General features: G+C 38.8%; 19 protein-coding genes. 18 read left to right on the forward strand and 1 reads right to left on the reverse strand.

The genetic code is table 11. From position 1 onward, the window contains the following. The first annotated feature begins 282 nt into the window (after positions 1-282). Both OGM63_RS23770 and OGM63_RS23775 read left to right on the forward strand, forming a co-directional pair. Positions 283-807, forward strand: coding sequence for a DUF937 domain-containing protein (locus OGM63_RS23770; RefSeq protein ID WP_263748146.1), 525 nt, complete (start codon positions 283-285; stop codon positions 805-807). Positions 808-1,329: 522 nt separating this feature from the next. Next, a complete protein-coding gene (locus tag OGM63_RS23775) occupies positions 1,330-1,647 on the forward strand; it encodes a hypothetical protein (protein ID WP_263748147.1) in 318 nt (105 codons plus the stop codon). Here OGM63_RS23775 and OGM63_RS23780 read toward each other — a convergent pair. After that, positions 1,638-4,403: a CHASE2 domain-containing protein gene (locus OGM63_RS23780; RefSeq protein WP_263748148.1), complete on the reverse strand. Its 2,766-nt coding sequence runs from the start codon at positions 4,401-4,403 to the stop codon at positions 1,638-1,640. The two genes, OGM63_RS23775 and OGM63_RS23780, sit on opposite strands and share 10 nt — an antisense overlap. 1,170 nt (positions 4,404-5,573) lie before the next feature. Here OGM63_RS23780 and OGM63_RS23785 point away from each other — a divergent pair. The 16 genes from OGM63_RS23785 (at position 5,574) to OGM63_RS23860 (ending at position 26,069) form a co-directional block, all read left to right on the forward strand. Further along, the gene (locus OGM63_RS23785) at positions 5,574-7,769 is read left to right on the forward strand and encodes a GumC family protein (RefSeq protein ID WP_263748149.1); all 2,196 of its coding nucleotides are present in this window, start codon (positions 5,574-5,576) and stop codon (positions 7,767-7,769) included. 44 nt (positions 7,770-7,813) lie between these two features. Next, complete coding sequence (locus OGM63_RS23790; RefSeq protein WP_263748150.1) at positions 7,814-8,773, forward strand: class I SAM-dependent methyltransferase; 960 nt, start codon at positions 7,814-7,816, stop codon at positions 8,771-8,773. A 26-nt stretch (positions 8,774-8,799) separates the two neighbouring features. Continuing rightward, entirely contained in the window at positions 8,800-10,002 is a 1,203-nt protein-coding gene (locus tag OGM63_RS23795; RefSeq protein ID WP_263748151.1) for a glycosyltransferase family 2 protein, read from the forward strand. A 277-nt stretch (positions 10,003-10,279) separates the two neighbouring features. Further along, on the forward strand, positions 10,280-11,266 hold the full coding sequence (locus tag OGM63_RS23800; RefSeq protein ID WP_263748152.1) for an O-antigen ligase family protein: 987 nt from the start codon (positions 10,280-10,282) through the stop codon (positions 11,264-11,266). Further along, positions 11,259-12,500, forward strand: a complete 1,242-nt coding sequence (locus OGM63_RS23805) for an O-antigen ligase family protein (RefSeq protein ID WP_263748153.1) — start codon at positions 11,259-11,261, stop codon at positions 12,498-12,500. Before OGM63_RS23800 ends, OGM63_RS23805 begins: the two co-directional genes overlap by 8 nt. Positions 12,501-12,674: 174 nt before the next feature. After that, positions 12,675-13,682: a glycosyltransferase family 2 protein gene (locus OGM63_RS23810; RefSeq protein ID WP_263748154.1), complete on the forward strand. Its 1,008-nt coding sequence runs from the start codon at positions 12,675-12,677 to the stop codon at positions 13,680-13,682. Positions 13,683-13,721: 39 nt separating this feature from the next. Continuing rightward, positions 13,722-14,774, forward strand: a complete 1,053-nt coding sequence (locus OGM63_RS23815) for a Gfo/Idh/MocA family protein (protein WP_263748155.1) — start codon at positions 13,722-13,724, stop codon at positions 14,772-14,774. Beyond that, positions 14,771-15,823: an NAD-dependent epimerase/dehydratase family protein gene (locus OGM63_RS23820; RefSeq protein WP_263748156.1), complete on the forward strand. Its 1,053-nt coding sequence runs from the start codon at positions 14,771-14,773 to the stop codon at positions 15,821-15,823. Before OGM63_RS23815 ends, OGM63_RS23820 begins: the two co-directional genes overlap by 4 nt. After that, the gene (locus tag OGM63_RS23825) at positions 15,820-16,938 is read left to right on the forward strand and encodes an acyltransferase family protein (RefSeq protein ID WP_263748157.1); all 1,119 of its coding nucleotides are present in this window, start codon (positions 15,820-15,822) and stop codon (positions 16,936-16,938) included. Before OGM63_RS23820 ends, OGM63_RS23825 begins: the two co-directional genes overlap by 4 nt. Before the next feature lie 157 nt (positions 16,939-17,095). After that, complete coding sequence (locus tag OGM63_RS23830; protein WP_263748158.1) at positions 17,096-18,382, forward strand: glycosyltransferase family 4 protein; 1,287 nt, start codon at positions 17,096-17,098, stop codon at positions 18,380-18,382. A gap of 128 nt (positions 18,383-18,510) precedes the next feature. Continuing rightward, a complete protein-coding gene (locus tag OGM63_RS23835) occupies positions 18,511-19,851 on the forward strand; it encodes an oligosaccharide flippase family protein (protein ID WP_263748159.1) in 1,341 nt (446 codons plus the stop codon). A 153-nt stretch (positions 19,852-20,004) separates the two neighbouring features. Further along, positions 20,005-21,165 carry a glycosyltransferase family 4 protein gene (locus OGM63_RS23840; protein ID WP_263748160.1) on the forward strand — a complete coding sequence of 387 codons (1,161 nt, stop codon included), beginning with the start codon at positions 20,005-20,007 and terminating at the stop codon, positions 21,163-21,165. A 97-nt stretch (positions 21,166-21,262) separates the two neighbouring features. Then, the gene (locus OGM63_RS23845; RefSeq protein WP_263748161.1) at positions 21,263-22,021 is read left to right on the forward strand and encodes a WecB/TagA/CpsF family glycosyltransferase; all 759 of its coding nucleotides are present in this window, start codon (positions 21,263-21,265) and stop codon (positions 22,019-22,021) included. A 242-nt stretch (positions 22,022-22,263) separates the two neighbouring features. Next, entirely contained in the window at positions 22,264-23,706 is a 1,443-nt protein-coding gene (locus tag OGM63_RS23850; RefSeq protein WP_263748163.1) for a sugar transferase, read from the forward strand. Between the two features lie 514 nt (positions 23,707-24,220). Next, the gene (locus tag OGM63_RS23855) at positions 24,221-25,741 is read left to right on the forward strand and encodes an AAA-like domain-containing protein (protein WP_263748164.1); all 1,521 of its coding nucleotides are present in this window, start codon (positions 24,221-24,223) and stop codon (positions 25,739-25,741) included. 28 nt (positions 25,742-25,769) lie between these two features. Beyond that, positions 25,770-26,069 (forward strand): hypothetical protein, encoded by a 300-nt coding sequence (locus tag OGM63_RS23860; protein ID WP_263748165.1) that lies wholly within the window; start codon positions 25,770-25,772, stop codon positions 26,067-26,069. The last annotated feature ends 33 nt before the right edge of the window (positions 26,070-26,102 follow it).

The following is a 26,102-nucleotide window of genomic DNA, read 5'->3' on the forward strand; positions in this document are numbered from 1 at the left end:
GAAAAGTAAGCGCAATTGCAGCATCTTTAAAGGTAGTTGTTTTGAGCGTCTAGGGGGATATTTGACTATCCCTTTTAAGCAAGCCTTAAAGAATCTGCCTCTCTTAAGAGGGCAGAGTGTCAATTCCAACTTTAGTTGCACTCAACATGTGAAAATTTGCATTAGACATCTGGGTAGAGACGTAAGCTAGCTACGTCTCTACATTCTTTTCGGGGAACGCATAATAAAATTCCGTCGATGTCTATTTGATTCATACGCTGAAAACAAAAGGAGAAAAAAGGTATGGGACTTTTTGAGCAAATTATTGGTGCTGTTGCCAATCCTAGTCAACAAGGTAACATCGGACAAATCGGTAGTATCATCAACACCGTGCAGCAACTGAGTAATAGCACTGGGGCAGATTCCTCAATGATGCAGTCGGTTTTCTCAATTGTCGGTGGACAAGTACGTTCTGCTTTACAACAAAAGCGAGAAACAGATGGTAATGAAGCAGCAGAAGCTGTAGTAAATCAATTTGGTGGTACTTCTCCCAACCATGATGCCGTTGCTTCGCTCTTTTCACCTGGAATGCAGCAAGAAGTAGCTGAAACGGTTGCCCAGCGTACTGGGTTAGATGCAAATATGATTCAACAACTACTACCGATGGTAGTTCCCGTTGTGTTGAATGTGTTGAAATCTGGAGCAAACGCTCAAAATCCGCAAGGGGGAGGGAATTCGGTGCTGAATTCTTTCTTAGATGCTGACAACGATGGTGATGTTGATATTGCTGACGCGATGCAAATGGCTAATCGCTATATGGGAAGGTAAGTACCAATCAGGAACGTGGTTAGTTATTAGGATACAAAATAGCAACTAATAACTAACAATTATAGGACTTAGGGGAGACCGCACTCAATAGATACCAGCCGTCTTTCCAAGCGATCGCACCAACAACACCCTGCTACCAAATGCCTACAAATACGTGTTGTTGCTGGTGCGGTTTTTTTGTTGTTAAGGGTCAAGGAAAGCGATCGCTCTTAATCTCCTCACAAGAAGGGTGAAATTTTGCTCCTTGTCTATTAGCGATACAGCCCTTGCTATACCAGTTGAAAAATTGAGACGCGCTCCTCCTGCTCCCTGCCTGCTGAATCTGTCTAGGTTTGGGACTTTTTCTGATGTCTAACTCAGGTTGGGACGGGTTTTTACCAAGGGTAATCAAACTGAAAATTTTACTCTAATCAAGTATTAACAATTACTTCTTATCTAAGTCTTTATCAGGGCTTCATCCAACTTTAGATTTAGTCTGATTATAATTTTATTTGTTCCGTTTCAGAAAAAATACTGATAAAAATGAAACAAATAGATAAATTTTTTACATATTTACTATTTATAGAACTCTTACTAACTTTAAGTTTATTTACTCAGGCTAAGTCAGAAGTCAAAGCCAGAAGTACCTTTTTCGCAGAGCAAATGATTTTGACGGAGAATTTTAACCCACCAAAGAGAGCGAAACCAAAGGATACCTACGGTGCAGGTTCTCGTGGTAGGTTCAAGTATTATCAAGAAGACAGTTCGATGGGCAATGGGCAATTGGATGAGGTGACAAAAAATAAAAATTTTCCCTTTCTCCTTTTTCGATGCCCAATCCATTTTTTGCCTTATGGATAATTTAACTCTTCAAAAGAATTTGATATTATCTGCTGAATAAATACTTGATTTTCTTGACTCTCTGCTTGCTTGAGATATTCAATGGCAATTTGTCCGGCAGTTGGTTGCTCTTTAGAAATAGCCACTAGTAATTCCACCGTCTGACGAAGTTGAATTTTCTCCAAGTGTATATTGGTGACAATTGGCAAAGTAATAGCACTAACTACCAGCCCGATGATTGAAGGAACAATCGGAATCCACCAACCGTGTAAAAAAGCAATGTAAGCAATTACCCATACGACTGAAGCAGCAATAATTACAATTACCACCAGTGTTCTCGGTGACTTGACCCGCAAACTTAACGCCATTCCCACCCCAGAGCAAAGCAAAATCCACAAGAAATCCACCCCTTGAGACCAAACTCGTAGCATCGGGCGTCCATGCAGGGCTGAATTCAAAATTTGGCTGGTAATATTAGCGTGGATCGTTACTCCTGCCATTTGTTTCGGGGAACCAAAAATGCGACTGCTGTAGGGTGTTTGAAATAAGTCTTTGACGCTATCAGCGGTTGAGCCAATCAGGACTATGCGATCGCGCACTTTCTCTTGTGGTATCCGACCATGCAACAAATCTGCGAAGGAGAAGGTTTGAAACTGTTCCTGAGTACCGTGATAGTTAAGCAAAATTTGATACCCGCCATCATCAGAGCGGACATAGCCTCCGTCCGACGCTTGAAAAGGAACAATTACCGCTTTCCCTAATTGCATTTGATCGGCATTGTTGGGGGAAGGGTGGGGGGTGATGTTAAGAGCTTCTAGATAGCGTAACGCCAGTTTTAAGCCCAAATTAAAGCGTAATTCACCGTTGTCGAGTCGAACTGAAAGCAAGGCACGACGCAGCTTGCCATCTCCATCCAAAACCTGATCGGCAAGACCCACCTGACCCAGTTGCGCTAAAATTGGTGGTGGTGCAATTTGACTACCTACAGCCTTTTCAATACCAATCAAATTCGGAGTCGTTTTAAATAAACTGACTAATTCCTGATAACCTGGTTCTACTGGCAAATCTCGATATAAATCCAGCCCGATCGCTGTAGGTTTGTAGGTTTTTAATTTTTGGATTGCTTGAACCAACACTCGATCCGATAAAGGATACTCACCCATTTGCTTAATATCTGGGTCATCAATCGCAATAATGGTAATATAAGGGTCAATTTCGGCTTTGGGACGTGCCTGGAAAAAGCGATCGAGCATCGTCAACTCCATACCCTGTAGTATTCCACTAAAACGCCCAAGAATAACCAAACCGGTAATTAACAGAGCAATACTGCCAATGCAACCTTTCCCCAAACGTAGTTTTTGGGCATGTCTTCGTGCGGTTTTTCGTGCATCTACCAAAATTTGATTTGCTTGCTTTGCCGCTTGCAGGGCAAATTGTGCTTTTTCTCGTTCAATTTGGCGATCGCGTTTTTCTGCGGCTAAATCGCTTTCAACTCCTCTTTTTGCCAGTTCCTGACTTGCAGCTAAAAAGCGATAATCTAAATCACTGAGTTTTTTATCTTTTGCCCAAATTAATGCTTGATGCAAGGTTGTATCTACCAAAAGCTGGGACTCATCCTTCTGTTTCGAGGCAATCCAAGCTTTAAAGTTTTGCACGTAAGGACGCAGATTATCCATTTGTTTGGCAACCCATTCTGAGTTAAACACAGCTTGATAAATAGGGTTTTTTATCTTTAGGTATCCCTGCTCATTGACAACTAAACCTGATAAAAGAAGTTCAATCTGTTCTCGGCTGTCATCAGTTGGGACTTCTTCAACTAAAATCTGTTGACATATTCCTAGTATCCGTCCAGCAATTTTATCATTGCTTAACAGGCGATCGCGAATTGTCCGCAAATGCTCCGGTTCATCCTGAAATTGCCATTTACAGATGATGCCTGACCTGACAATACTTTCCACCCAAAATGCTTCAGTTCCAGGGGAAATAGTCAGTTTCTGACCTTGAATTGAATTCACAATTAAATGACATAATTTTTGTGTCAAAAACGGTTGTCCTTTTGTCCAAGCTAAGATTTCTTTGACAATTGCCTCAGCGTTGCCAACTTGAACTTCTAATCCCTTAACTAATGGCTGGACTTCATCTAAATTAAAGCCGTGCAATTCTATGGCTTTCCCAATATTAAACGGAGTGCGGTTTAAATCTTGAATTAAATCTGATGGTGTTGTTACCCCAAAAAGAACAAACGTAATGCGGTTGTATTCTGGATCGATAGCTCGCTGATTATAGCAAAACCGAATCAAGGCGAAAAAATCATCTACAGAAAAATCAAGACTTTTGATACTATCAACTTCATCGATAAAAATAAACAGTCTTTTATTAGGAAACTGAACCAACAGTACTTCCGAAATAAATCGGCTTACTCTTTGAAGTAAAGGGATATCTTCATGCTCTTGCCACCAAGCTTTTAAGTTAATTTTTCCTAACAGCTTAAAACCATACCATAACTCACCAACTACTCCCTTGTACCATTGCTCTGGAGTAATATTTTCACAGCCAACGTTTGTCAGATCAACCGAAGCGCAGATGAAGCCTTCTTCTTGCAAGCGATGCCGAGTTCTTACTAGCAAAGAGGACTTACCCATTTGCCGCGAGTTGAGGACGTAGCAAAACTCACCCTCGTGCAATGCTTCATACAGTTGCGAATCAGCCTGTCTTTGTACATAGCTTGGAGCATCACTGGTTAGACATCCACCGACTTGATATTTATAGCAGGTCATTTGATTGATTGTTTGATGATAATTTAACAATCTCCTAAGTAAATTGAAAGTGTAGTATATCTTGGAGTAATTTCCAAGACACATCCTTTCAATCTTCGTATTTGCCCTTGAGAATGATGCGTTAGGGACGAAAGTAGGACACCCGAAAAATACGTAATTTTGTTCAAAAATCAAACCGGATTCCTATATGCAATATATTTTCACCGGAGATAAATATCCCTGTATAGACTTCAATAACCAGGGTAAGAGCTCTGTTATTATCCATGTATTACATTTGCTTGCAATTGAATTTTATCCTTAATTAAAACCTTTTTCCCAAAAGAGTGCAATCATATCTTTTAGTCATAAGTGTATAATGCGTCATCTATCACGTATGTATATAAAACAGTTTCAAAGTTATTTTTATGACATGCTTAGGGGTTTTGACCCACCTTTCTTACCTTTCCCACCTTTGTTCAGCTTAAAATACAAGTGTTTATACATATGCGGCAACCTTTCTTTTACCTACTTTTCCCACTTTATTATTTGGGAATATCTTGTATGATAAATTACAGCTAGTCTAAGCTAAGTTCTCAAAAAACATTATCTAATACATAATATTCTTCACATGAAAGCAACTCGATCGGGCAAATTATTGATATAGTTTTTGACGTTGGATACATAGAGATTTTTGTTACAATTTAAAAAATGAAGACGGAAGTCTTTGATTTAGATAATTGACAAACAAAAATTTTCCAAATCTTGTCTATCGATGTATATACAATTCAATTAAATAATTGATTGATGTAACTAGGAGTTGGGCTTCGATGGTCTTTTTGATCTCAGTCCCTCCAACATCACCTTTTTGTTATATGGAACGTTTTGAACAATGATAGAGGTGAAATTGCAGAGAAGGTGTGACCAAAATAGAAAACCTTCAAAGCCAAGGTCTATCTACTGTACAATTGATGGATGCTATTTTGGCAGCAAGCGCTAGGAGTAGTTTATACCGAAGGGAATCCAAGCGTTAGCGAGTTGACTCGAAAAAATGCAAGTGGTTCCCCAAATGCAGTAAAAACTTACTATTAACAAGATAACTAGCAAAAATAAATGTTGTTTCGTTAAAATCATCCTTAGTAATTTGCGTTTTTCACCAATAACTAAGGAATATTGTACAACCAGATAACTTACATGCAGACTAAAGACTATCCAGAACAAATAGAGATTCAACAATATTGGCTGGTTTTAAAACGTCGCTGGACAGTTGTAGTGGCAGTTTTTCTTGCTTCAGTAGGATTATCAGGTTTTGCGATCCTCAAGCAAAAACCTCAATACGAGGCAAGTGGAATGTTACTTTTTAAATTAGATCGAATCTCTTCCCTAACAAAAGCAGGAGAAAAAATCGGCGATTTAGAATCTTTAGTGCGTGAGGTTAATCCTTTAACAACGCAAGCTGTAATTTTAAAATCTAAACCTCTTTTAAAAGAAGCTATCAATACTGTCGGTATAGTAGATAAAAAAGGTAAACCCCTAGATCCAGAGTTACTTAAAATCAAAGTTGAACCAATTGTTGGCACAGACGTACTGAAGGTTTCCTACACATCAGAAAAACCGGAATTATCAGCATCACTAGTAAATGAGGTAATGCAATCTTATGTGAAGAATAATATTCAATCTAATAGCTCTCAAGTCTTGGCAGCGGGTGAGTTTATTAAACAGCAACTACAGTTGTCTCAGCAGGAATTAGAGCGGACAGCAGAGGCAGTACGTAAGTTTAAAAACAAAAATAAAATTATTGAACTTCCACAGGAAGCAAGCGCTGCTATTAGCAATATTTCCCAGCTAGATGGGGAAATAAATCAATCTAGAGCAATGCTTGCAGATGTAAGCGCTCAAGAAGCACAAGTAGGTAATCAATTAAATTTGCAAAGAAAGCAAGCTATAAAAATTACTTCCCTCAATCAGATACCTGGTGTACAGGATGTTTTAGGTGAGTTACAGAAAGTGCAAACTAAGCTAGCAAGTGAAAGAACACGTTACACTGACGATCATCCATTTATTATTTCCTTAAAGAATCAAGAAAAAAATTTAAATTTGTTATTACAGCAGCGGGTGGATCAGGTTACAGGAAGTAAAGAAAACGTTTCCGTTGGCAATTTGCAGATAGGAAAGATTAAGGAAAATCTAGCAACTCAATATTTACAATTACAAGTGCAACGACAGGGTTTAGAGAAAAAATTACAAGCTTTGTCTAATATTCGTGGAATTTATCAGCAAAAATTGGCTATTATGCCAAATTTAGAAAAGCAGCAAGGAGATTTAGAGCGAAAATTGACTGTTGCTCAAACTAACTTCCAAAACCTTGTCAGCAGACAAAAAGAAATTCAAATAGCAGAAAAGCAAACTAATGGAAATGCCAAAATAATTGAACTTGCAGAAATTCCGAAAAAACCAGTTTTATCTAAACTCACACTGATGTTAGCAGGAGGTGGTGTATTTGCCGGTCTGTTACTTGGTGTAAGTGCTGCCTTTTTTGTAGATTTAATTGATAAATCCTTAAAAACAGTTAAGGAAATCGAGATATTCTTTGGCTACAGTTTAGTCGGGCTAATTCCCAAGTTTGAATCAAATAGTAAACCTATTTATTTGAACTTGATGGAAGATGCGATCGCCGATAAAATTATTGCAGGTTATACTCCTAGCTTAATGATTCATCAAGCATATCAAATGCTTCAGGCAAATTTAAAATTTATTAGCCATAAAAAAGTCCGCACAATTGTAGTCACGAGTTCTGTGACGGGAGAGGGAAAATCAGAAGTTTGTGCAAATTTATCTGGAGCGTTAGCTCAAGCAGGACGGAGAGTTTTACTAGTTGATACAGATATGCATTCCCCATCACAACATCATTTGTGGGGTGTAATGAACTCAGTGGGTTTAAGTAACATTATTGTTGGTCAAGATGAATTTTCCCAAGGTGTGCAAGTAGTCACCAAATATTTATCTGTCCTCACAGCGGGAGTTCAACCTCCTAACCCCTTAGCTTTAATTGATTCCGATCGCATGACTTCTTTGATTGAGAAATTCTCGCAAAGCTATGACTACATAGTGTTTGATACTCCTCCTCTAGTTAACACAGTTGATGCAGCAGTTCTGGGAAAAATGGTGGATGGAGTTTTATTGGTAGCTCAACCTGGAGTTTTAGATTTAGCTAGCGCAACAGCTGCTAAGTCGCTGCTAGATCGTTCCGAGGTTCACGTTTTAGGCATTATTGCTAACGGTGTCAACATCAAGCAGGAACGTGACGGCTATTTTTATCACTCGAAACGTCGAGTAGGACAGAGTGTTGCAAAAACTGAAATGGAAATTGAACAATTCATGTACAAATAAATCGGACATGGGACATAGTAAAATTTGAATTAGGTGCAATAAACATGACTACACATAACATAAATTCAGAATTGCTCTCTCAAAAAACTGTTGCATTTCGAGAGCGATCGCACTGCATAAGCTGCGGTTCCTCTAATTTACATTCGGTTTGGCAAGGAAAATTTACTTCTTCACCCACTCGCTCTTTTATAGAGAAATGTCACTACAGCGAAGATGCGATCGCACTACTAGGAGAAGAAACTTTTTCTTTAATTAGGTGTGATACCTGTGGTATGGTTTTTCATCAGCGGATTCTCACACCAGAATGGTTAAATTTGTTGTATAGCAAGTGGATTGATGATGCCCAAATTGAACGTATGGAAGCGGAATATCAAACATCCTCTAAGCGAGAGATTCTGTTTGAACGTGGACGACGAGATACAAGGCATCTTTTACGACTGCGAGAGCTTCTCAAATCAAATACAACAGAGCAATTTAGCATTTTAGACTATGGCTGTGGAGATGGAGACTTTTTAGCTTTAGCAAAGCTTTTTGGTTTTAAAGTCTGCGGAATTGATTTCAGCACTACCCGTCACCATCGAGCCGCAAAAATAGACATCCCTATATTCAACAACTTGGAAAGCTTGGAATCTTATCATATTGGTAAAATACAAGCCGTAACACTTTTTCAAGTATTAGAACATCTTGAAGACCCGTTAGCAACTTTAAAGCAAATTGCCAACACAATGGAAGATAAAGGAATTTTAATTGTTGAAGTTCCTAATTGCCGAGGAATTAGTCAACCAAAAAGCTTTTTAGAGTTTCATGCTGTTCACCCACTTGAACATATTAATGCCTTTACCCCGATCACCTTAAAGAAAATGTGCGAGCAAGCTGGATTTATTTCTATTAAACGTATCCCTGCTCATGTAACAACCAGCTTTGTAGATACTCTGCGAACAGAAGGTCTTCGATTTATACAGCCAAATCAAACTCAGCAGTATTTTCAAGTCCATAAAAGCTAAATGTAAATGGGTAATAAATAATGGATATGAAAATCGACTTGATAGCAATTAATGCTGCTCTGTCATTGAGCGGATTAATTTTATTTGTTATCTGCCTATTTTTTCTGATTGAATGTATTGCATCTCTATTTGAAACCACTGATGCTGCTGATAAAGATAATTGGCAAGATACCAAAGTTACTGTTTTAGTACCAGCGCACAATGAAGAACTTCTAATTGGTTCAACATTAGAAAAATTGATCCCAGCTTTAAAAAAACAAGACCGTTTGGTAGTCGTTGCTGATAATTGTAATGATGCGACAGCTGAGATAGCCCGTTCAATGGGTGTAACAGTTATTGAGCGTCACGATCTTGAGCGCAAAGGTAAGGGATACGCTTTAGATTATGGCTTACAGTTCATTGAGTCAGATCCTCCTGATGTGGTTGTAATAATTGATGCTGATTGTACAGTTTATGAAGATGCGATCGCCCAATTAACTCAGCGTGCGATCGCTCTCATGCGACCGATCCAAGCTACCTACTTGATGATTAGACCGAAAAACTCTCACTCCTCAAAAGACTTTGTTTCTCAATTTTCCATCATCGTCAAGAACCTAGTTCGTACCCGTGGAACAGCACGCTTGGGACTGCCCTGCTCGTTACTGGGTACAGGTATGGCTTTCCCTTGGTCGGTTATTCGTGCTTGTGATTTAGCCAACGATCACCTCGTTGAAGACTTAAAACTAGGCTTGGATTTAACCATAGCTGGATACCCACCAGTATTTTGCCAACAAGCAAAAGTAACAGGGTATTTGCCCCAGGAATCCCAAGCTGCTAAAAGTCAAAGAACTCGCTGGGAACACGGTCATTTTCAAAATATGCAGACTTATGTCCCCATTCTGCTCAAAGAAGCAGTCAAGCAAAAAAGGTTTGACTTGTTGCTGAGTATCCTACATTTGTGTATACCACCTCTAGCTTTACTTGTTGTTATCTGGTTAGCACTGATGACCGTTTCTCTGCTATTTGCAATTTTCACAACATCATGGATACCAGCAGCAATTGTTGCTATAGCCGGATTTTGTTTTCTCATGGCAATTCTTATAGCTTGGGCTAAATTCGCTCGTCAAGACTTACCCATACACGAACTTTTGACCATTCCTTTTTACGTTTTCTGGAAGATACCAGTTTATCTTCAATTTTTAGTAAAACCTCAAAGCGGGTGGATTCGTACAGAAAGAGACAAGATATAGTAAAATTTTTAAGTCAACTTCATCTGTCTTTTTTGATCTTTAAACTGTGAAAAATAAAAGTCAAAGTAAATCTTTAAGACTTGCGGAGAAAAGTTTTATTATTTTAGGCTTAAGTTTCTTCTCAGGGATCTTTGGTATATACTCTCTAAGTCTTGTACTACCAAAAGTCGTTGTCACATTAGTCCGATTTCTTGTTTGGGGAATGTCAAGCATTCTTCTTTGCGTTTTCTGGAAAAGCACAATAATCATACTTAGTCGAAACATCTTAATCTGTATATTGACTGCATTAGCATTTCTCTCATTTAGCTGGTCAGAATTTCCAGATTTTACGTTATTTAATGCCAGAGATATCTTAATGATGACCTCGTTTAGCTTATATTTTGCTATACGATTTAGCTTGAAAGAGCAGGTACAACTTATTGCCTCAACTTTCTTTTTAGGAAGTATTATTAGTACAATTTTCGCCCTTGGATACCCAGAGATTGGCATACATGGAGCGGATGGACTCGTAGAACATTTAGGAGCATGGAAAGGAATATACGGACACAAAAATGTTCTGGGAAGTATGATGGTTTTAAGCTCACTAACTTTTTTTTTGCTCCCAAAAGAAAGTTTCAATTTATATAAATGGACTGGTTTTTTTTTGTCGATATTTTTAATGGTGCTTTCGACTTCAAAAACTTCTCTTGTTCTCTCTTTAGTACTTATATTAATAATACTTTTCTATAAAAACTTTCGTTGGCAGGGAAAAATAAGTGTAATTTTCACAAACATTGGAATTTTGATTTTAGGATGTCTAGCTGTATTCGTTTTGACTTATTGGATTGAACTGTTAACTGGTTTAGGAAGAGACCCAAGTTTAACTGGACGAACGCCCATATGGGGTTATGCACTAACTAGATTAATGGAAAGACCATTATTAGGTTATGGGCGTGGTGCATTTTGGGCACCTAACAGTCAATATGCAGTTGAAGCAGGTCAAGCAATAGGAACTGGCTGGATTCCACCTCACGCCCACAATGGCTTAGTTGATTTAGCACTTGATGTTGGCTTAATTGGCTTATCACTTTTTTTAATTAGTTATTTCACAGTTTTTCTTCGGGCATTAAAACAAGCTTATGGAACTAAAAATCCAGAGGAACTTTGGCCATTAGTTTATCTGACCTTTCTAGCAATGAATAATGTAACAGAAAGTTGTTTGTTGTATGGTGTTAACCTGTATTGGGTTTTGTTCATCACAGTTGTTTTTACTCTAAATGAATAAAATTTACCGACTGATTGAAAGTTTTTTTATTATTTTAGGTTTAATGTCTTTTTTCGGTACACTTTATGTATTATCTGAAATTGGTGTCGCTCCAAAAGGCGTTATTACATTAATCAAATACTCTATTTGGTTAATTTTAATTAGCCTCAATTGCATTTTTGGCAAAAGTATTATGTCTACAGTCAGCCGAAACATATCACTCTATTTATTAACAGCATTAACTTTTTTATCATTTCTCTGGTCAAAATTTCCAGATTTTACATTATCTAATGCCACAGAGGTTATCATGATGACCTTATTTGGCTTATATTTTGCTACACGATTTAGCTTGAAAGAACAGGTAAAACTTGTTGCCTGTACTTTATTAATAGCAGGTGTTCTTAGTACAATTGTTGCCCTTGGATTTCCTTTGGTTGGCATAGATCAAGAAGCTCATGCAGGAGCATGGAAAGGAGTATATGGGCAAAAAAATGTTTTAGGCAGCATGATGGTTTTAAGTTCATTGACATTTTTTGCGCTGCCCAAGGAAAATTCAGCTTTATACAGGTGGTTTGGTTTTACCTTTTCCCTGGTCTTGATGCTGCTTTCAACTTCAAAAACGTCTCTGGTTGTTTCTTTCCTACTGATGCTAATAATAATGTTTTATAAAAACTTTAAATGGCAGGGAAAGATTAGCGTAATTTTGGGAAATATTTTCATTTTAATTCTCGCATGTGTTGCTGTAGTAGTTTTAACTTATTGGATAGAACTGATAACTGGTTTAGGAAGAGATCCAAGTTTAACGGGAAGGACATTCATCTGGGATGTCATGATAGCTAAATTAATGGAACAACCACTATTTGGTTATGGTCTAAATGCATTTTGGGCACCTAACAGTCCCTATGCAATTGAAGTCGGTCAAGCATTTAGATCTACATGGATTCCACCTAACGGTCACAATGGCTTATTAGATTTATCAGTTGACGTTGGTTTGGTTGGTTTAGCACTTTTTTTAATTAGTTATTTTACAACTTTTGTCCGATCATTAAAACGAGCTTATGCGAGTAAAAATTCCGAGGATATTTGGCCATTGGGTTATCTTTCCTTTCTGGCAATGAATAATTTAACAGAAAGCTATTTGATGCATCAACATAATCCGTATTGGATATTCTACACAACAGTTGTTATTACCATGAGTCAAACAAATCAGAGAAATATAAAATTTCCAAAGAGAACTTCTTCGCATGTTATCTAAAGATGTGTACAAGATATAGCGTTTCCTAATCTCCTGAGGTAGAGCGATTACCTCACCCCGATTAAGCTGTGTTTTATCTTTCCTCTCCTGACGCTCGTAGAGAAGTTGGGGCTGAGGTTTTGATATGTACTTCATGCACCACAACATAAACGAATTTTAACAGGAGGTTTGACATTGCAGTCTATTGGAATTGTCGTCATCGGACGCAACGAAGGAAATCGTCTGAAAGAGTGCTTGCTATCGGTAATCAAAGAAGCAAGAATCGTAGTCTATGTTGATTCAGGTTCCACAGATAATAGTGTGGTGCTAGCGAAATCTCTTGGTGTTTATGTAGTAGAACTCGATTTATCTATTCCGTTCACCGCTGCCCGTGCTAGAAACAAAGGATTTGAATATTTATTACAAGTCCAATCAGAAGTTGAATTTGTCCAATTTGTAGATGGAGATTGTCGAATTGTTGAGGGATGGTTGAAACGTGGAATAGATGAATTAAATGCTCAATCTGACGTAGTTGTAGTTTGTGGTCGGCGTCGGGAAGAATTCCCAAATAATTCTATATATAACCGCTTGTGCGATATAGAATGGGATACTCCTGTTGGTGAAGCAAAAGCTTGTGGTGGTGACTCGATGATGAGGGTAACTGCCTTAAAAAAAGTAGGAGGATTCAATCCGACATTGATTGCCGGTGAAGAACCAGAATTGTGTGTACGATTGCGTCAAGCTGGTGGTAAAATTTTGCGTATTGATGCAGAAATGACATTGCATAATGCCCAAATCACTCATTTTAAACAGTGGTGGAAGCGGGAAATTCGCAATGGTCATGCTTATGCTGAGGGTGCTTGGCTGCATGGTCGCAGTCCGGAACGTCATTGGGTAAAAGAAAGTTTGCGAAGTTGGATTTTGGCTTTGTTTTTGCCTTTGTTGGCGATCGCTTGTATATTGCCAACTCAAGGGTTGAGCATACTCTTATTATTTATGGCTTATGCTTTATTCGCTTATCGCGTCTATGGTTTTACGCTTAAACGTGGATATGAATCAACAGATGCTATTGTTTACGGTCTGTTTTGTGTCTTAGACAAATTTCCCAAACTACAAGGTCAAATCAAGTTTCATCTTTCTCAATTATTCAAACAAAAACGCACGATTCTGGAATACAAAAGTGCGACTTCATCTGAAAATTGAGCGATAAATCGCTCACTACATAGAGGAAAAGTAGGATTAATGGCAAGTAAATTAAAATCAGCAGTAATTGGGACAGGGGCAATTTCCAAAGAGCATTTAAGTTTTCTGGCTGAATGCGATCGCGTACATTTGAAGAGTGTTTGTGACCTTTCAAAAGCGTCTGCTTCTTATGCAGCACAACGATTTGGCGCTGAATCAATTTACACCGACTATCGCCAAATGTTAGATGAAATCAAACCTGATGTTGTACACATTCTCACTCCACCTTATACCCACAAGCAAATAGCGTCAGACTGCTTAGAAGCCGGCGCACACGTATTTTGTGAAAAGCCGATTACACCTACTTATGATGAATTCAAAGAACTTTGTGCTTTAGCAAAATCTCATAACCGCTGGCTGATTGAAAACCAAAATTACTGCTTTAATGAAACAATCCTCGCAATTGAGAAATTAGTTGCAGATGGCGTTCTTGGTGAAATACAAGAAGTTGAAGTCAGAATAGCGGTTCCTGTTCGTGATGGTGGAGTATTCGCAGACGAAAACTTACCTAATCCGATTCATAAAATGCCCGCAGGAGTGATTCATGATTTCATTACCCATTTGTGTTCCTTGATAGTGCGCTTTATACCCGATTTCGACCGCGTTAGTGCTGCATGGAGCAATCACGGTGGTGGAGATTTATTTAAGTATGACGATCTGGATGCGATCGCTATCGCCGGTTCCGCACACGCTCGAATTCGATTCAGCGCTCACACCCCACCCAAAGCTTTCAACGTCATAGTGCGCGGTTCCAAAGGTTATGCCGAAACTGATTTGTTTCAACCTTACCTGCGTTGTGTCATTCCCCGTGCTGGTGAATTGCTATCTCCCCTAATAAATCATTTTGTCAACGGTTGCGATTTGGTTGGAGCATCATTTACTAACTTTCGCAACAAAATTATGCAAAAAACACCTTATGAAGGAATGCATCGGCTTTTAGACCAAACTTATCAAGCCCTAATCGAGGGGAAAGCACCACCAATCAGTTTTGCAGATATGGAACGGACAAATAGATTAGTTAATGCCCTACTATCGGAGGCGAATCGAGTATGAAGTTATTAATCACAGGTGCGTCCGGTTTCTTAGGAAAGTACGTAGTTGCCGAAGCATTGCGAAAAGGACATCAAGTCCGTGCAGTTGTGCGACCATCTAGTAATGAAAAGCGCTTAACTTGGCACAATCACCCAAATATAGAGCTAATCCGTTTAGATTTGCGCCGCAAAAATGGTATTGTCGATGCTGTCCGGGGGATGGATGCAGTCATTCATCTGGCTGCCGCTAAAGAAGGGGACTTTTACACGCGATTTGCTGGCACAGTCATTGCTACCGAAAACTTGCTTGATGCGATGATTGCCGCTGGTGTGTTGCGACTAGTTGATATTAGTACCTTTTCGGTGTATGACTATCAGGGCATTTCATCCGGCACAACAATTACCGAAGATTCACTGATTGAAAGTAATCCCCTTGAGCGAGATGAATACGCTCAAACCAAGTTGCTACAAGAACAACTTGTCCGCGAGTTTGAGCAGAATCACAACGCACTTGTGACGATTGTTCGTCCTGGATTGATATATGGGCGAGATAATCTCTGGAGTAGTTTGCTTGGGGGTAAATTGACCGACAACCTGTGGTTGCGAATCGGTGGTTATGCAACAATGCCATTGACATATGTCGAGAATTGTGCTGAAGCAATTGTTAGTGCTATATGCGATGAAGCGATCGCCCAAACTTTGAATATCGTTGATGACAACTTACCCACCCAAAGAAGCTATGTCAAAAAACTCAAGCAACACGCTTATTCTCTACCCCGTCTGATTCCTGTCAATTGGACACTCATGCGCTTTCTAGCCTGGATAATGTGGACGTACAACCAACTAGTATTAAAGGGAAAAGCAAGGCTACCTGGCATCTTTATTCCCAGAGTGCTAGATGCTAGATTTAAGCATTTTCGCTTCAGCAACCAAAGCGCAAAACAAATTTTAAATTGGCAGCCTAAATATTCACTCGACACCGCACTAGAGCGCAGTTGTAGCAATGTCGAATTGTCAGAAATATCTTATTCGACACCTGAGAAAGCAACCATTGAAAAGCTGAATGTATGAACCTCAAAGCCTCATCGACAACTTCAGTCGTTAAGCCACCCAAAGTCCATTTCTATTTTGTCGATGGGCTACGTGGCATTGCAGTCTTATGGGTAATTTTGTTTCATGCTTCCTTAGATAAACGTCTTGCTGTATTAACCAGCATCTTACCCGACTGGTTTGTAGCTGTCGTCTTCAACTGGGGTCACTTTGGTGTACCCATATTCTTTGTCCTCAGTGGTTTTGTGATTGCACATTCCCTACGTGAGGCTCGTATTAATTTAGCCTATTTTGGACGTTTCACTCTGCGTCGTCTTGCCCGACTCACTCCACCATATTATGTCTCAATAGTCGTAACTTTAGGTTTTGCACTATTATCTTCGTATATCAAAGGTGAGGCATTTGCCCCAGGTAAAGAGCCTCTATCTTTTGGGAGGTTGTTAGCACATCTATTCTATTTACAAGACATTTTTCAACTCGTACATATCAACGACGTTTACTGGACGTTGTGTATAGAAATACAGTTCTATTTAGTCTTTTGTGCGCTATTAGGACTAGCACAGTGGCTCAGTTATTCGCGGAATTTGCGCTTTAGTGGAGCAGTTGTGTTTGTTCCTGCTGCCCTAGCTGCCGCTCTCTTTCCTATGGGTGTGTTTGAAGATACTGGCAGACCTATGATATTTTTGCCGTTATGGTACGCATTTCTGTTAGGAGTCTTTGCCTATTGGTCATGGCACGATAAGTTGAAGCCAATCTACTTTTACTTTTATTCCGCGCTCTTGGTGACTGCTGGAGCTATAAATTCAACAACATTTTCAATCGTTAGTGTGATTGTTGCCATACTCCTATTACAAGCCGGACAAGCCAATTGCATGGAAGTTTTGTTAAAGTGGCGATGGCTACAATTTCTCGGTAAGATTTCTTACAGTCTGTATCTGACCCATACTCCCATCTATGGAGCTGTATTTTTCCTGGGGATTAAGCTACTTAAGGATAATGCTTTAAGCGAAGTGTTCTGCTTACTACTAGGAATCTTTGTCTGTGTCGGCTTTGCCGCTCTCATGTGGCAATTGGTAGAGAAACCATCTGTCCACTTGAGTCAAAAGGTCAAGCTTGTAAATGGAGTTAGGAGTTAGGAGTTAGGAGTTAGGAGTTTGGAGTTAGGAGTTAGGAGTTAGGAGTTTGGAGTTAGGAGTTTGGAGTTAGGAGTTAGGAGTTATATCAGCTTCGATAGTTTTTCATATTACCAATTACCCATTACCCATTACCAATTACCCATTACCCATTACATCTATGCGTATTGCTTACCTAACTGGAGAATATCCCAGAGCGACAGATACTTTTATTCAGCGAGAAGTAACAACTTTGCGCTCTATGGGTGTGGACGTACACACCTTTTCGGTTCGCTGTCCAGGGGATGAACACATGGTTGGAGTGGAACAGAAACAAGAACGCGATCGCACTTTCTACATTCTTCCTCCCAATCTCATCAACTTAGTGCGATCGCACCTCAGCTTACTGCTTGCTTCTCCCAAAAGATATCTACAAACAATCAAGCTTGCATGGTCAACCAGCCAACCAGGATTTTTGGGTTTGGTGTATCAATTGTTCTACTTTATCGAAGCAGGTATTCTTGCTCAACAAATAAAACAAAGGCAGATAGTACATTTACATAATCACATTGCCGAAGCTAGCGGGACTGTGGCAATGTTAGCCGCTTCTATTGGAGGTTTTACATATAGCTTCACCTTGCACGGCCCGTATGTATTTTTTAGAGCGTATCAATGGCAACTAAAAGAGAAGATTAGGCGATCGCTATTTGTTTCTTGTATTAGCAACTATGCTCGCAGTCAAGGAATGATATTTGCACCCCTTGAAAAGTGGAATCAAATGCATATCATTCATTGCGGTATTGACCCAGCTTTATTTGATGTTGTTTCTCACAACAAAGAAGGAAAACGCTTGCTTTTTGTCGGAAGATTGGCTGTAGCAAAAGGTTTACCAATCTTACTAGAAAGTTTGGCAATTTTAAAAAAAACACATCCAGATATTCTCTTAACAGTTGTTGGTGACGGCCCAGATCGAGAAAATTTGAAACAAATAACTAATCAATGGGAATTAAGTGAAAATGTAAATTACGTTGGTTATAAATCTCAAACTGAAGTACGCGAATATTTTCAGCAAACCGATATTTTTGTGATGTCCAGCTTTGCTGAAGGAATACCAGTAGTATTGATGGAAGCAATGGCAGCTGGTGTACCAGTTGTAGCCACCCAAATTGCTGGAGTCAGTGAGTTAGTCGAAAATAATGTAAATGGTTATTTAGTCCCACCCGCAGATGTTATTTCCTTAGTTAATTGCATCGAAAAGTTACTGACTGACTATCAACTTCGCGCAGCATTTGGCACAGCAGGTAGAGCAAAAGTAGAGAAAGATTTCAACATACATTATGAAGTGGCACGGCTGCATTCTCTAATGACAAATGCCTTGAAAGGTAATGTTGAATCTATTCGTCCCTATCATCAAGAAAAACAAGTTTTTTCACCGAAATATGAAGTTGTTCCGAACTCAAAGCAGTAACAATATTTACCCAAAACCTTTACGATGAAGTATGGTGATACTGTGTTGTTATATGAGCATCATTTACCTCCAAAAAATTATAATTATTCCCCACTCCCCATTCCCCATTCCCCACTCCCCATTCCCAAATGTCATCTTTAAAAAAGCTAGCCATGCGTGGCGCCATGTGGACAATTATTGGTTTCGGAGGTATTCAAATCCTCCGATTTGGCAATAATCTAATTTTGACTCGCTTGTTAAAACCAGAGTATTTTGGTTTGATGGCTTTGGTAGCTACCTTGAGAGTTGGTTTAGAACTCTTTTCCGACATTGGTATTGCTCAAAATATAATCAATAGTAAACGAGGTGATGAACCTGCTTTTTTGAATACTGCTTGGACTCTACAAGTAATTCGTGGTGTAGTCATTTGGATTATTTGCTTAGTTCTTAGCTTTCCCGCTGCAAAATTCTATAACGATGAACGTTTAGTATGGCTAATTCCTATTGCTTTATTTTACTCTGTTGTTGATGGATTTACCTCTACTAGCATACATACTCTCCATCGTCACATGGAACTGGGTAAGCTTTCTTTCTATGAATTAGCGTTGCAAACTTGTTATTTTTCTACATTATGTATATTAGTTTGGTTCTATCCAAATATCTGGACTTTAGCTATTGGAACGGTAATAGCAGGAATATATAAATTAGTTAGTAGCTATTGGTTAATACCAAAATATACCCACCGCTTCACATGGGAACCCGATGCTGTTAAAGAAATTCTCTCCTTCGGTAAATGGATGTTTATCGCATCCGCGCTGATGTTTGCTGCTGAACAAGCCGATCGCCTGGTTTTAGCGAAAATTCTCTCATTTCAAATGTTAGGTGTTTACACAGTAGCTTATACCTTAGCAAGCATCCCCAGAGAAGTTATTAAACAACTTAGTTATAAAGTCATTTTTCCCACAATTTCTCAACAAGCTGACTTGCCAAGAGCAATATTAAGAGAGAAAATTCTTCGTCAACGATGGTTGATATTGTTAGGAACTGCGATTGTCTTAGCATTTCTGACTACAATTGGCGATTTACTTGTCGCTGTTCTCTATGACAAAAGATATGCTGATGCGACTTGGATGATGCCAATTTTGTGCACTGGCATTTGGTTTTCTTTGTTATTTTATACTATCAGTCCTGCTCTTTTAGCTATTAGCAAACCCTTGTATTCAGCCCAAAGTAATTTTGCTCGATTTGGCGTCATTATTCTGGGTGTACCTCTGGCATATTACAGTTTTGGAACATTAGGAGCAATTATCGTGATTGCATTCAGCGATTTGCCTTTGTACATAGTGAATCTTTATGGACTTTGGCAAGAAAAACTTTTTTGTTTTGCCCAAGACATTCAAGCTACCATCTTTTTTATTGGAGTACTGACTTTATGTTTATTGATTCGCTATAGTTTGGGATTTGGTCTACCTATTCAAACATTACTTTAGGTAAATAAAAATTGGAATTTTTAACTATTAGTTTAATTAGTAATTTATTTAATCTAAAAGTTATGATTATTTTGATTATTTTTGTATGGTGTGTCTGGTACGTGAGGCTCATTCATACTTCAATTCTTACACAATTATAATCAGGAGAATGCCTTGAAATACCACATAGCTTTAAATACTCCATGTGATTTAGAAACTATTGCCCAAAATGCTCAAGCCGGAAAATGTCCCTCACACATAATGTGGGAAATGAGTCAACTTTTAGGGGCAAAAGTTCATCAGCCAACAGCAGATTTAGTTTTGCCCACAGATAAAATGCTTGCCAAAATTATCGGTCATCCCGAACACTGGGCTTTAGCACGCAAGCTATCATTGCAGCTTCAGGAAGATGATGTCATATATTGTGATGGTGAATACCTGGGTTTTACAATTGCTACGCTTTGTGGTGCTAAACACAATCGACCTAAAATTGTTGTATTTATTCACAATATCAACCGACCTCGTGGTCGTTTAGCGTTGAAGCTGTTTGACTTGGCAAATCGGATTGATTTATTTGTGACAGGTTTTACTTCGCAAGCTGAATTTCTTCGTAACTACTTAGGCTTACCAGAGAACCGTATTTGTCTACTTTCAGCACCACCTATAGACACATCCTTCTTTACACCCGGACTTCTCTCAAATAAAAAGTTGCGTCCGGTGATTGGAAGCGGAGGTATGGAAAAGCGAGATTATCGAACTTTGGCTGCTGCTACTGAAGATTTGAATGTTGATGTGAAGATTTGCGCTTTTTCTCGTAATGCGATCGCTCTCAAAAAGACATTCCCGGAAATCATACCTCCGAACATGTCACATGGCTTTTATGACTGGTGTGAATTGGTTCAGCTTTATCGCGATTCCGACTTAGTTGTCATCACTATGTTTGAGAATAACTATCAAGCGGGACTGACCACAATGTTTGAAGCGATGGCTTGTTGCCGACCTGTAGTCATAACTCGTTCGTCGGGAATTATTGGTGAATTGATTGATTTGGGTATCGTTACTGGTGTTAATATCGGCGATTATAACGGGTTAAAGCAAACAATTGTTAAGCTCTTAAACGAACCTCAAAAAACTGAAATTCAGGCACAGCGAGGTTATGAATTCGTACTTGACCAATTTAGTCATAATAGTTTCATTAAAGGTTTGGTTTCAAAACTATTTTCTACATTTCGGAGTGAAAACAAAACGAAAAACAGATATTTTCAGACTACTCTCCAAACCTCTTTTCTGCGGAGAAAGCTGTTTTCAGGGAGCAGAGCCGATTTCTTCTTCTAAAGAGTGCAGCACACTACAAAATTCCTTGTTGAGTGGCACTAAGTAGTAGAAAACTGAAAGCTGTCACGAGTGTAATTAAAAAAATCTTAGGTATCCAATGAGAATAAATATTTGTGGTGTCAAAATTGACCAATACAGTTTTGATGAAGTGGTCAAATGCATTATAGAGTATGCTATTTCTAACAAAGAGCCAGAGTACGTTGTAACTCCTAATGCACAACATATTTTGACTCTACAGAAAGATACTCGTTTTCAAGAAATTTATCGTCAAGCTTTGTTAGTAGTACCAGACGGAGTTTCCCTGCTATGGGCAGCTAAATTTTTGCAGACACCTCTAAAAGGTAGGGTTAATGGTACAGATTTATTTGAACAGTTGTGTGCGATCGCAGCAGAGAAAGACCTCAAAATATTTTTACTAGGAGGTCGTCCTGGAGCAGCTGAAAAAGCAAAAGAAATCCTTCAATTAAAACATCCAAACCTGAAAGTTGTAGGTACTCACTGTCCACCTTACGGTTTTGAGTCAAAGCCAAAAGAACTGGCACTAATAAACTCTAAAATTCGAGAAGCAAAACCTCACATTCTCTTTGTTGGGTTGGGTGCTCCTAAACAAGAATACTGGATTTCTAGTAATTATCAGGAACTGAGAGTACCAATTTCAATTGGGATTGGGGTCAGCTTTGAACTTGTTGCCAACATGGTGAAACGCGCACCAACTTTAATGCAAAAATCTGGTCTAGAATGGCTCTTTCGCTTGCTTGTTGAGCCTGAACGTTTATGGAAGCGCTACATCGTAGGTAATCCTCTCTTCATCTGGCTGGTGCTCAGGCAAAAAATAGGGTTGTCCAAGTTTGAATGATAAACTTTCACCATTAATAACTTGATATTTTTTAGTAGTAATGTATATATCCAACTTCCAAAATTGTCTCTTTTAATTTTGTTTTTTGAGAGATAAAAAAACGAAGTTTTTCGTGCTAATACTCGCGGTATTATGATATTGAATTTTCGATTGAACGATGTTTAATAGCCAGCCAGTAATACATATTACTGAATAATGCTCAGTCGTAGAAACTCAAAAATATCTTGAATGGAAAAAATACAATGGCAATAAAAAATATCTCTTCCAAATCTCTACCTGTTGTAAATTTACAACCAGACTTAAGGTCAGCAAGAGGCACAAGAATACAGAGAGGATTAGCTATAAGATTACTCAGGGTAGTAACACTTATCTTGCTAGATATCATTTCTGTAAGCTTGGCATGGAAGTTAGCTGTATTTTATGGAACTCCATTGCCATCTCCTTGGACACAAAACACGTCTTTTTTGTTGCTAATTATCACAGTTGAAATCGGGGTGATTGCAGTTAAAGGACTTTACCACCCAGGTAAACACCGTCGTAATTATTTTGGTCTGATTCAAGCAATATCCTTGTCAGAAGTTTTACTTTTGCTAGTTGCTTTTCTCTACGAACCAGAGACTTATATCTCGCGTTCAACTTTTTTAATCTTTTGGGTTTTATCTATAGCATTCGTCTGTCTATCTCGCTTATTCATTGATATTGCTATCAAAATAGTTCGCGAAAAAGGAGCAGCTCGTTGTCCTGTTTTTCTGATTGCTGATATCGAAGAAAAAGAAGAATATATTAAGTTAATAGAAAAAGAAAAATGCTATATCGTACAAGGAATATCTGACTATACCTGTCTAGATAGATGCAACAGAGAGGCAACATTTGAATATCTTCGTGAACAGGGTATAGTCGAAGCTTTTGTTTCTTGGAGTGCAATTAAGAATCGTTTATATGTTTGCTGGCATTTTCATTCTGCTGGGATTATTCTACAGATACTTCCCCAAAAGAATGAAGTTCATCATCCAAAATCTGTTTTTTCGATGATAGGTGAAGTCCCATGTATGAGAATTCCAGCACCAATTATTACAGGCAGTGATTTTTGGGTAAAGCGATGTTTTGACCTTTTTTGTTCGATTATTCTGTTAATTTTACTTTCACCAATCTATCTGTTTATTGCCATACTAATTAAGCTGGATTCCCCCGGTCCCATCTTCTTCCGACAAAATAGAATTGGTCTGCATTGTAAAAAATTCAAGATGTGGAAATTCCGGACAATGGTTGTCAATGCGGAAAAGTTACAAGCAGAGTTAGAAGCGAAGAATGAGATTAAGGATGGTGTTTTATTTAAACTAAAAAATGATCCTCGCATCACACGAATAGGTAAATTCCTCCGTCGTTACAGTTTGGATGAATTGCCACAACTGTTTAATGTTTTACTTGGAGAAATGAGTTTAGTTGGTCCTCGTCCTCTTCCTCTGCGAGATGTAGAGAGGTTTCAAACTATGCATTTTATCCGACAAGAAGTTTTGCCCGGTATCACTGGATTGTGGCAAGTTTCTGGTCGTTCCGATATCGAAAATTTTGAAGATGGAGTGAAATTAGATATTGCTTACATTGAGAATTGGGCACTCTGGCTTGATATGAAAATTTTGCTGAAAACTGTTAGGGTTGTGCTGCAAAAGACAGGTGCCTATTAAGAGGGCTATCCAGTTGCGTAAGTCCTTCTGTGCTTACACAAAGTTAGTTAAATTCCCAACAACTTATGCGGATACTGTTGGTGAATGGTACGTCTGACCACTCATTTTACCAAAAAACCCTCGTAGAGACGTTCCGCGCCTTACGTCTCTACGTGTATTTAATCACAACGCAATCTGCTCTAAGGCTAATCACTTCAGGGGTTTGAAGCTCCCTGTGCTTGATTTTTTTCCCTTACCAGTCTTGAGGTATGTACTGAGTTCCTTTTTTATCCTTCTCCTTTGGAGACGCTACGCGAACATCCTTGACACTTCATACTTATCAAGTCAAGCATTAATATCCTTGACCACTAGAAAATCAAACTTTTTACCACAAACTATCTTATTTCCAGACTTAATATCATATTCATAACTTTTGCGAATCATTCTTTAGATATATTTTAATTAATCCTTTTCAGATGTATATTTACACCAGATAGAAAAATTATACGTAAATCTATCTGATTAATTTTGAATCGTGGAAGAACTCCTCAAAGACATAGGAAGAATTCTACAGCACAAGCCTCTGGATTCTATTCAGGAGTTTGTACTCTCTCAATCGTGGCAGGGAAAGACTTACAGCGAAATAGCAAAAGCATCGGGCTACGGTAGCGATTATATTAAGGAAGTTGGCTCCCAGTTGTGGCAAGAGCTTTCACAAGCTTTGGGGGAGAAGGTAACAAAAAAAAATCTGTATATTGTCTTGAGGAAATTGCTGGAAGACAAAATTGTTTTACAGGAGAACCAGACCCAAGAAAGATTCAGGGTAGACTTCCCCACACAAAAAAGTTCTCCTGATTTAGTCGGTGTAAATAAGATAGAGTTTCCTAGCGGTCCTGTGCCCCTGGATTCTCCTGTGTACATCAATCGTCCTCCCCTGGAAGAACTTGTTTATAGCGAAATTATGTACCCTGGTTGCTTAATGCGGATTAAAGCACCGAGAAAGACGGGGAAAAGTTCGCTGCTCAATCGGATTATTGCTCACGTTAAGGGGCAGGGTTATCAAACTGTGTGTTTGGACTTTCAGGAAGCTGATGAAGCTGTTTTTGTTTCACTGGATAAATTTTTACGTTGGTTTTGCATTAATATCAGCAGGCAGTTGAATCTCGCTCCCAATTTGGATGATTACTGGGATGCAGAAATGGGTAGCAAAGTCAGCTGTAAAATCTATTTTGAGGGATATCTGTTACAGCAAATTGATAGTCCGATAGTCTTGGCTTTGAATGAAGTCAATTTAGTTTTTGAACATCCGAATATTGCCCAAGACTTCTTACCAATGCTGCGATATTGGCATGAACAGTCAAAGCAAGATAAGACTTGGCAAAAACTGCGGTTAGTGGTGGTTCACACAACAGAAATTTATATACCGCTGAAGCTGAACCAATCTCCTTTTAATGTTGGGGTAACAGTTCCATTACCTCCGTTTAGTTTGAAGCAGGTACAAAATTTAGCACAGCGCTATGGACTTTCTTGGGCATCGGAGGAAGGAGGGCAAAGCCTTCAGCCTTTACAAGAAATGGTGGGAGGACATCCATATCTGACGAGTTTAGCGCTTTATCATTTATGTCAGGGGGAGATGACGCTAGAAAAGTTATTAGAAACAGCTTCTACACCTGTGGGTATTTATAGTCAGCATTTACGAGAACTATTAAGTTTACTTCAAGCTGAACCCGAATTGATATCAGCGATGCAACAGGTTGTGAGTGCCGATAGCCCGAATCAGTTAGACGCGATCGCTGCTTATAAACTAGAAAGTATGGGTCTAGTTCAACTAGATTGCAATCAGGCTCTTCCTAGTTGTGAGTTGTATCGCCTTTATTTTAGCCAACAAATATTAAAGCACACAGCAGCTAATCATCAAACAAAGCTCTTAGAGTCAGAACCACAAGAAGATTCAAAAAGAGATGACAACGCATTTAGTCCGTTTATCAATTTACCAAAAAAGGCAGAGGGCAGGAGGCAGGAGGCAGGAGGAATGAATCTATTTCCCCTCTGCTAAACGGGTTTGAGAGCAACTAAATTTATTTATGAAAAACAAAGAAACATGTCCGATCGAGACGCGCAGCGCTCATATAGACCCCAGCCCGGAAATGAATTCGCTGCAACCGCGAATCTTCGATTCTATTGACGGAGAAACCAAAGTATGGTATGAGGCAGGTAACGCGATCGCTTACACTCAGTCTCAAGTTGATCGAGTTCCCGCTTCAGTTCTCACTGTTAGCTTAGGAATTGCAACTGTTAAAGATAGAACCGCAAATAACTACTATTTTCCGGAATATTCCGGAAAACGACAAATAGGCGTGGTAGTATTAATTAACAAAGATTAAAACTACCAAATGTCAAAAAAATATGTCAGTCCC

The organism is Plectonema radiosum NIES-515, from assembly GCF_025753815.1.
Classification (GTDB): domain Bacteria; phylum Cyanobacteriota; class Cyanobacteriia; order Cyanobacteriales; family Nostocaceae; genus Hassallia; species Hassallia radiosum_A.

What these genes read in the sequence shown, in the direction of transcription:
- OGM63_RS23850 (WP_263748163.1), top strand. Translation starts at nt 22,264, where the DNA reads ATGGCAATAAAAAATATCTCTTCCAAATCTCTACCTGTTGTAAATTTA.
- OGM63_RS23845 (WP_263748161.1), top strand. Translation starts at nt 21,263, where the DNA reads ATGAGAATAAATATTTGTGGTGTCAAAATTGACCAATACAGTTTTGAT.
- OGM63_RS23820 (WP_263748156.1), top strand. Translation starts at nt 14,771, where the DNA reads ATGAAGTTATTAATCACAGGTGCGTCCGGTTTCTTAGGAAAGTACGTA.
- OGM63_RS23795 (WP_263748151.1), top strand. Translation starts at nt 8,800, where the DNA reads ATGAAAATCGACTTGATAGCAATTAATGCTGCTCTGTCATTGAGCGGA.
- OGM63_RS23780 (WP_263748148.1), bottom strand. Translation starts at nt 4,403, where the DNA reads ATGACCTGCTATAAATATCAAGTCGGTGGATGTCTAACCAGTGATGCT.
- OGM63_RS23830 (WP_263748158.1), top strand. Translation starts at nt 17,096, where the DNA reads ATGCGTATTGCTTACCTAACTGGAGAATATCCCAGAGCGACAGATACT.
- OGM63_RS23805 (WP_263748153.1), top strand. Translation starts at nt 11,259, where the DNA reads ATGAATAAAATTTACCGACTGATTGAAAGTTTTTTTATTATTTTAGGT.
- OGM63_RS23770 (WP_263748146.1), top strand. Translation starts at nt 283, where the DNA reads ATGGGACTTTTTGAGCAAATTATTGGTGCTGTTGCCAATCCTAGTCAA.
- OGM63_RS23860 (WP_263748165.1), top strand. Translation starts at nt 25,770, where the DNA reads ATGAAAAACAAAGAAACATGTCCGATCGAGACGCGCAGCGCTCATATA.
- OGM63_RS23815 (WP_263748155.1), top strand. Translation starts at nt 13,722, where the DNA reads ATGGCAAGTAAATTAAAATCAGCAGTAATTGGGACAGGGGCAATTTCC.
- OGM63_RS23835 (WP_263748159.1), top strand. Translation starts at nt 18,511, where the DNA reads ATGTCATCTTTAAAAAAGCTAGCCATGCGTGGCGCCATGTGGACAATT.
- OGM63_RS23785 (WP_263748149.1), top strand. Translation starts at nt 5,574, where the DNA reads ATGCAGACTAAAGACTATCCAGAACAAATAGAGATTCAACAATATTGG.
- OGM63_RS23790 (WP_263748150.1), top strand. Translation starts at nt 7,814, where the DNA reads ATGACTACACATAACATAAATTCAGAATTGCTCTCTCAAAAAACTGTT.
- OGM63_RS23825 (WP_263748157.1), top strand. Translation starts at nt 15,820, where the DNA reads ATGAACCTCAAAGCCTCATCGACAACTTCAGTCGTTAAGCCACCCAAA.
- OGM63_RS23775 (WP_263748147.1), top strand. Translation starts at nt 1,330, where the DNA reads ATGAAACAAATAGATAAATTTTTTACATATTTACTATTTATAGAACTC.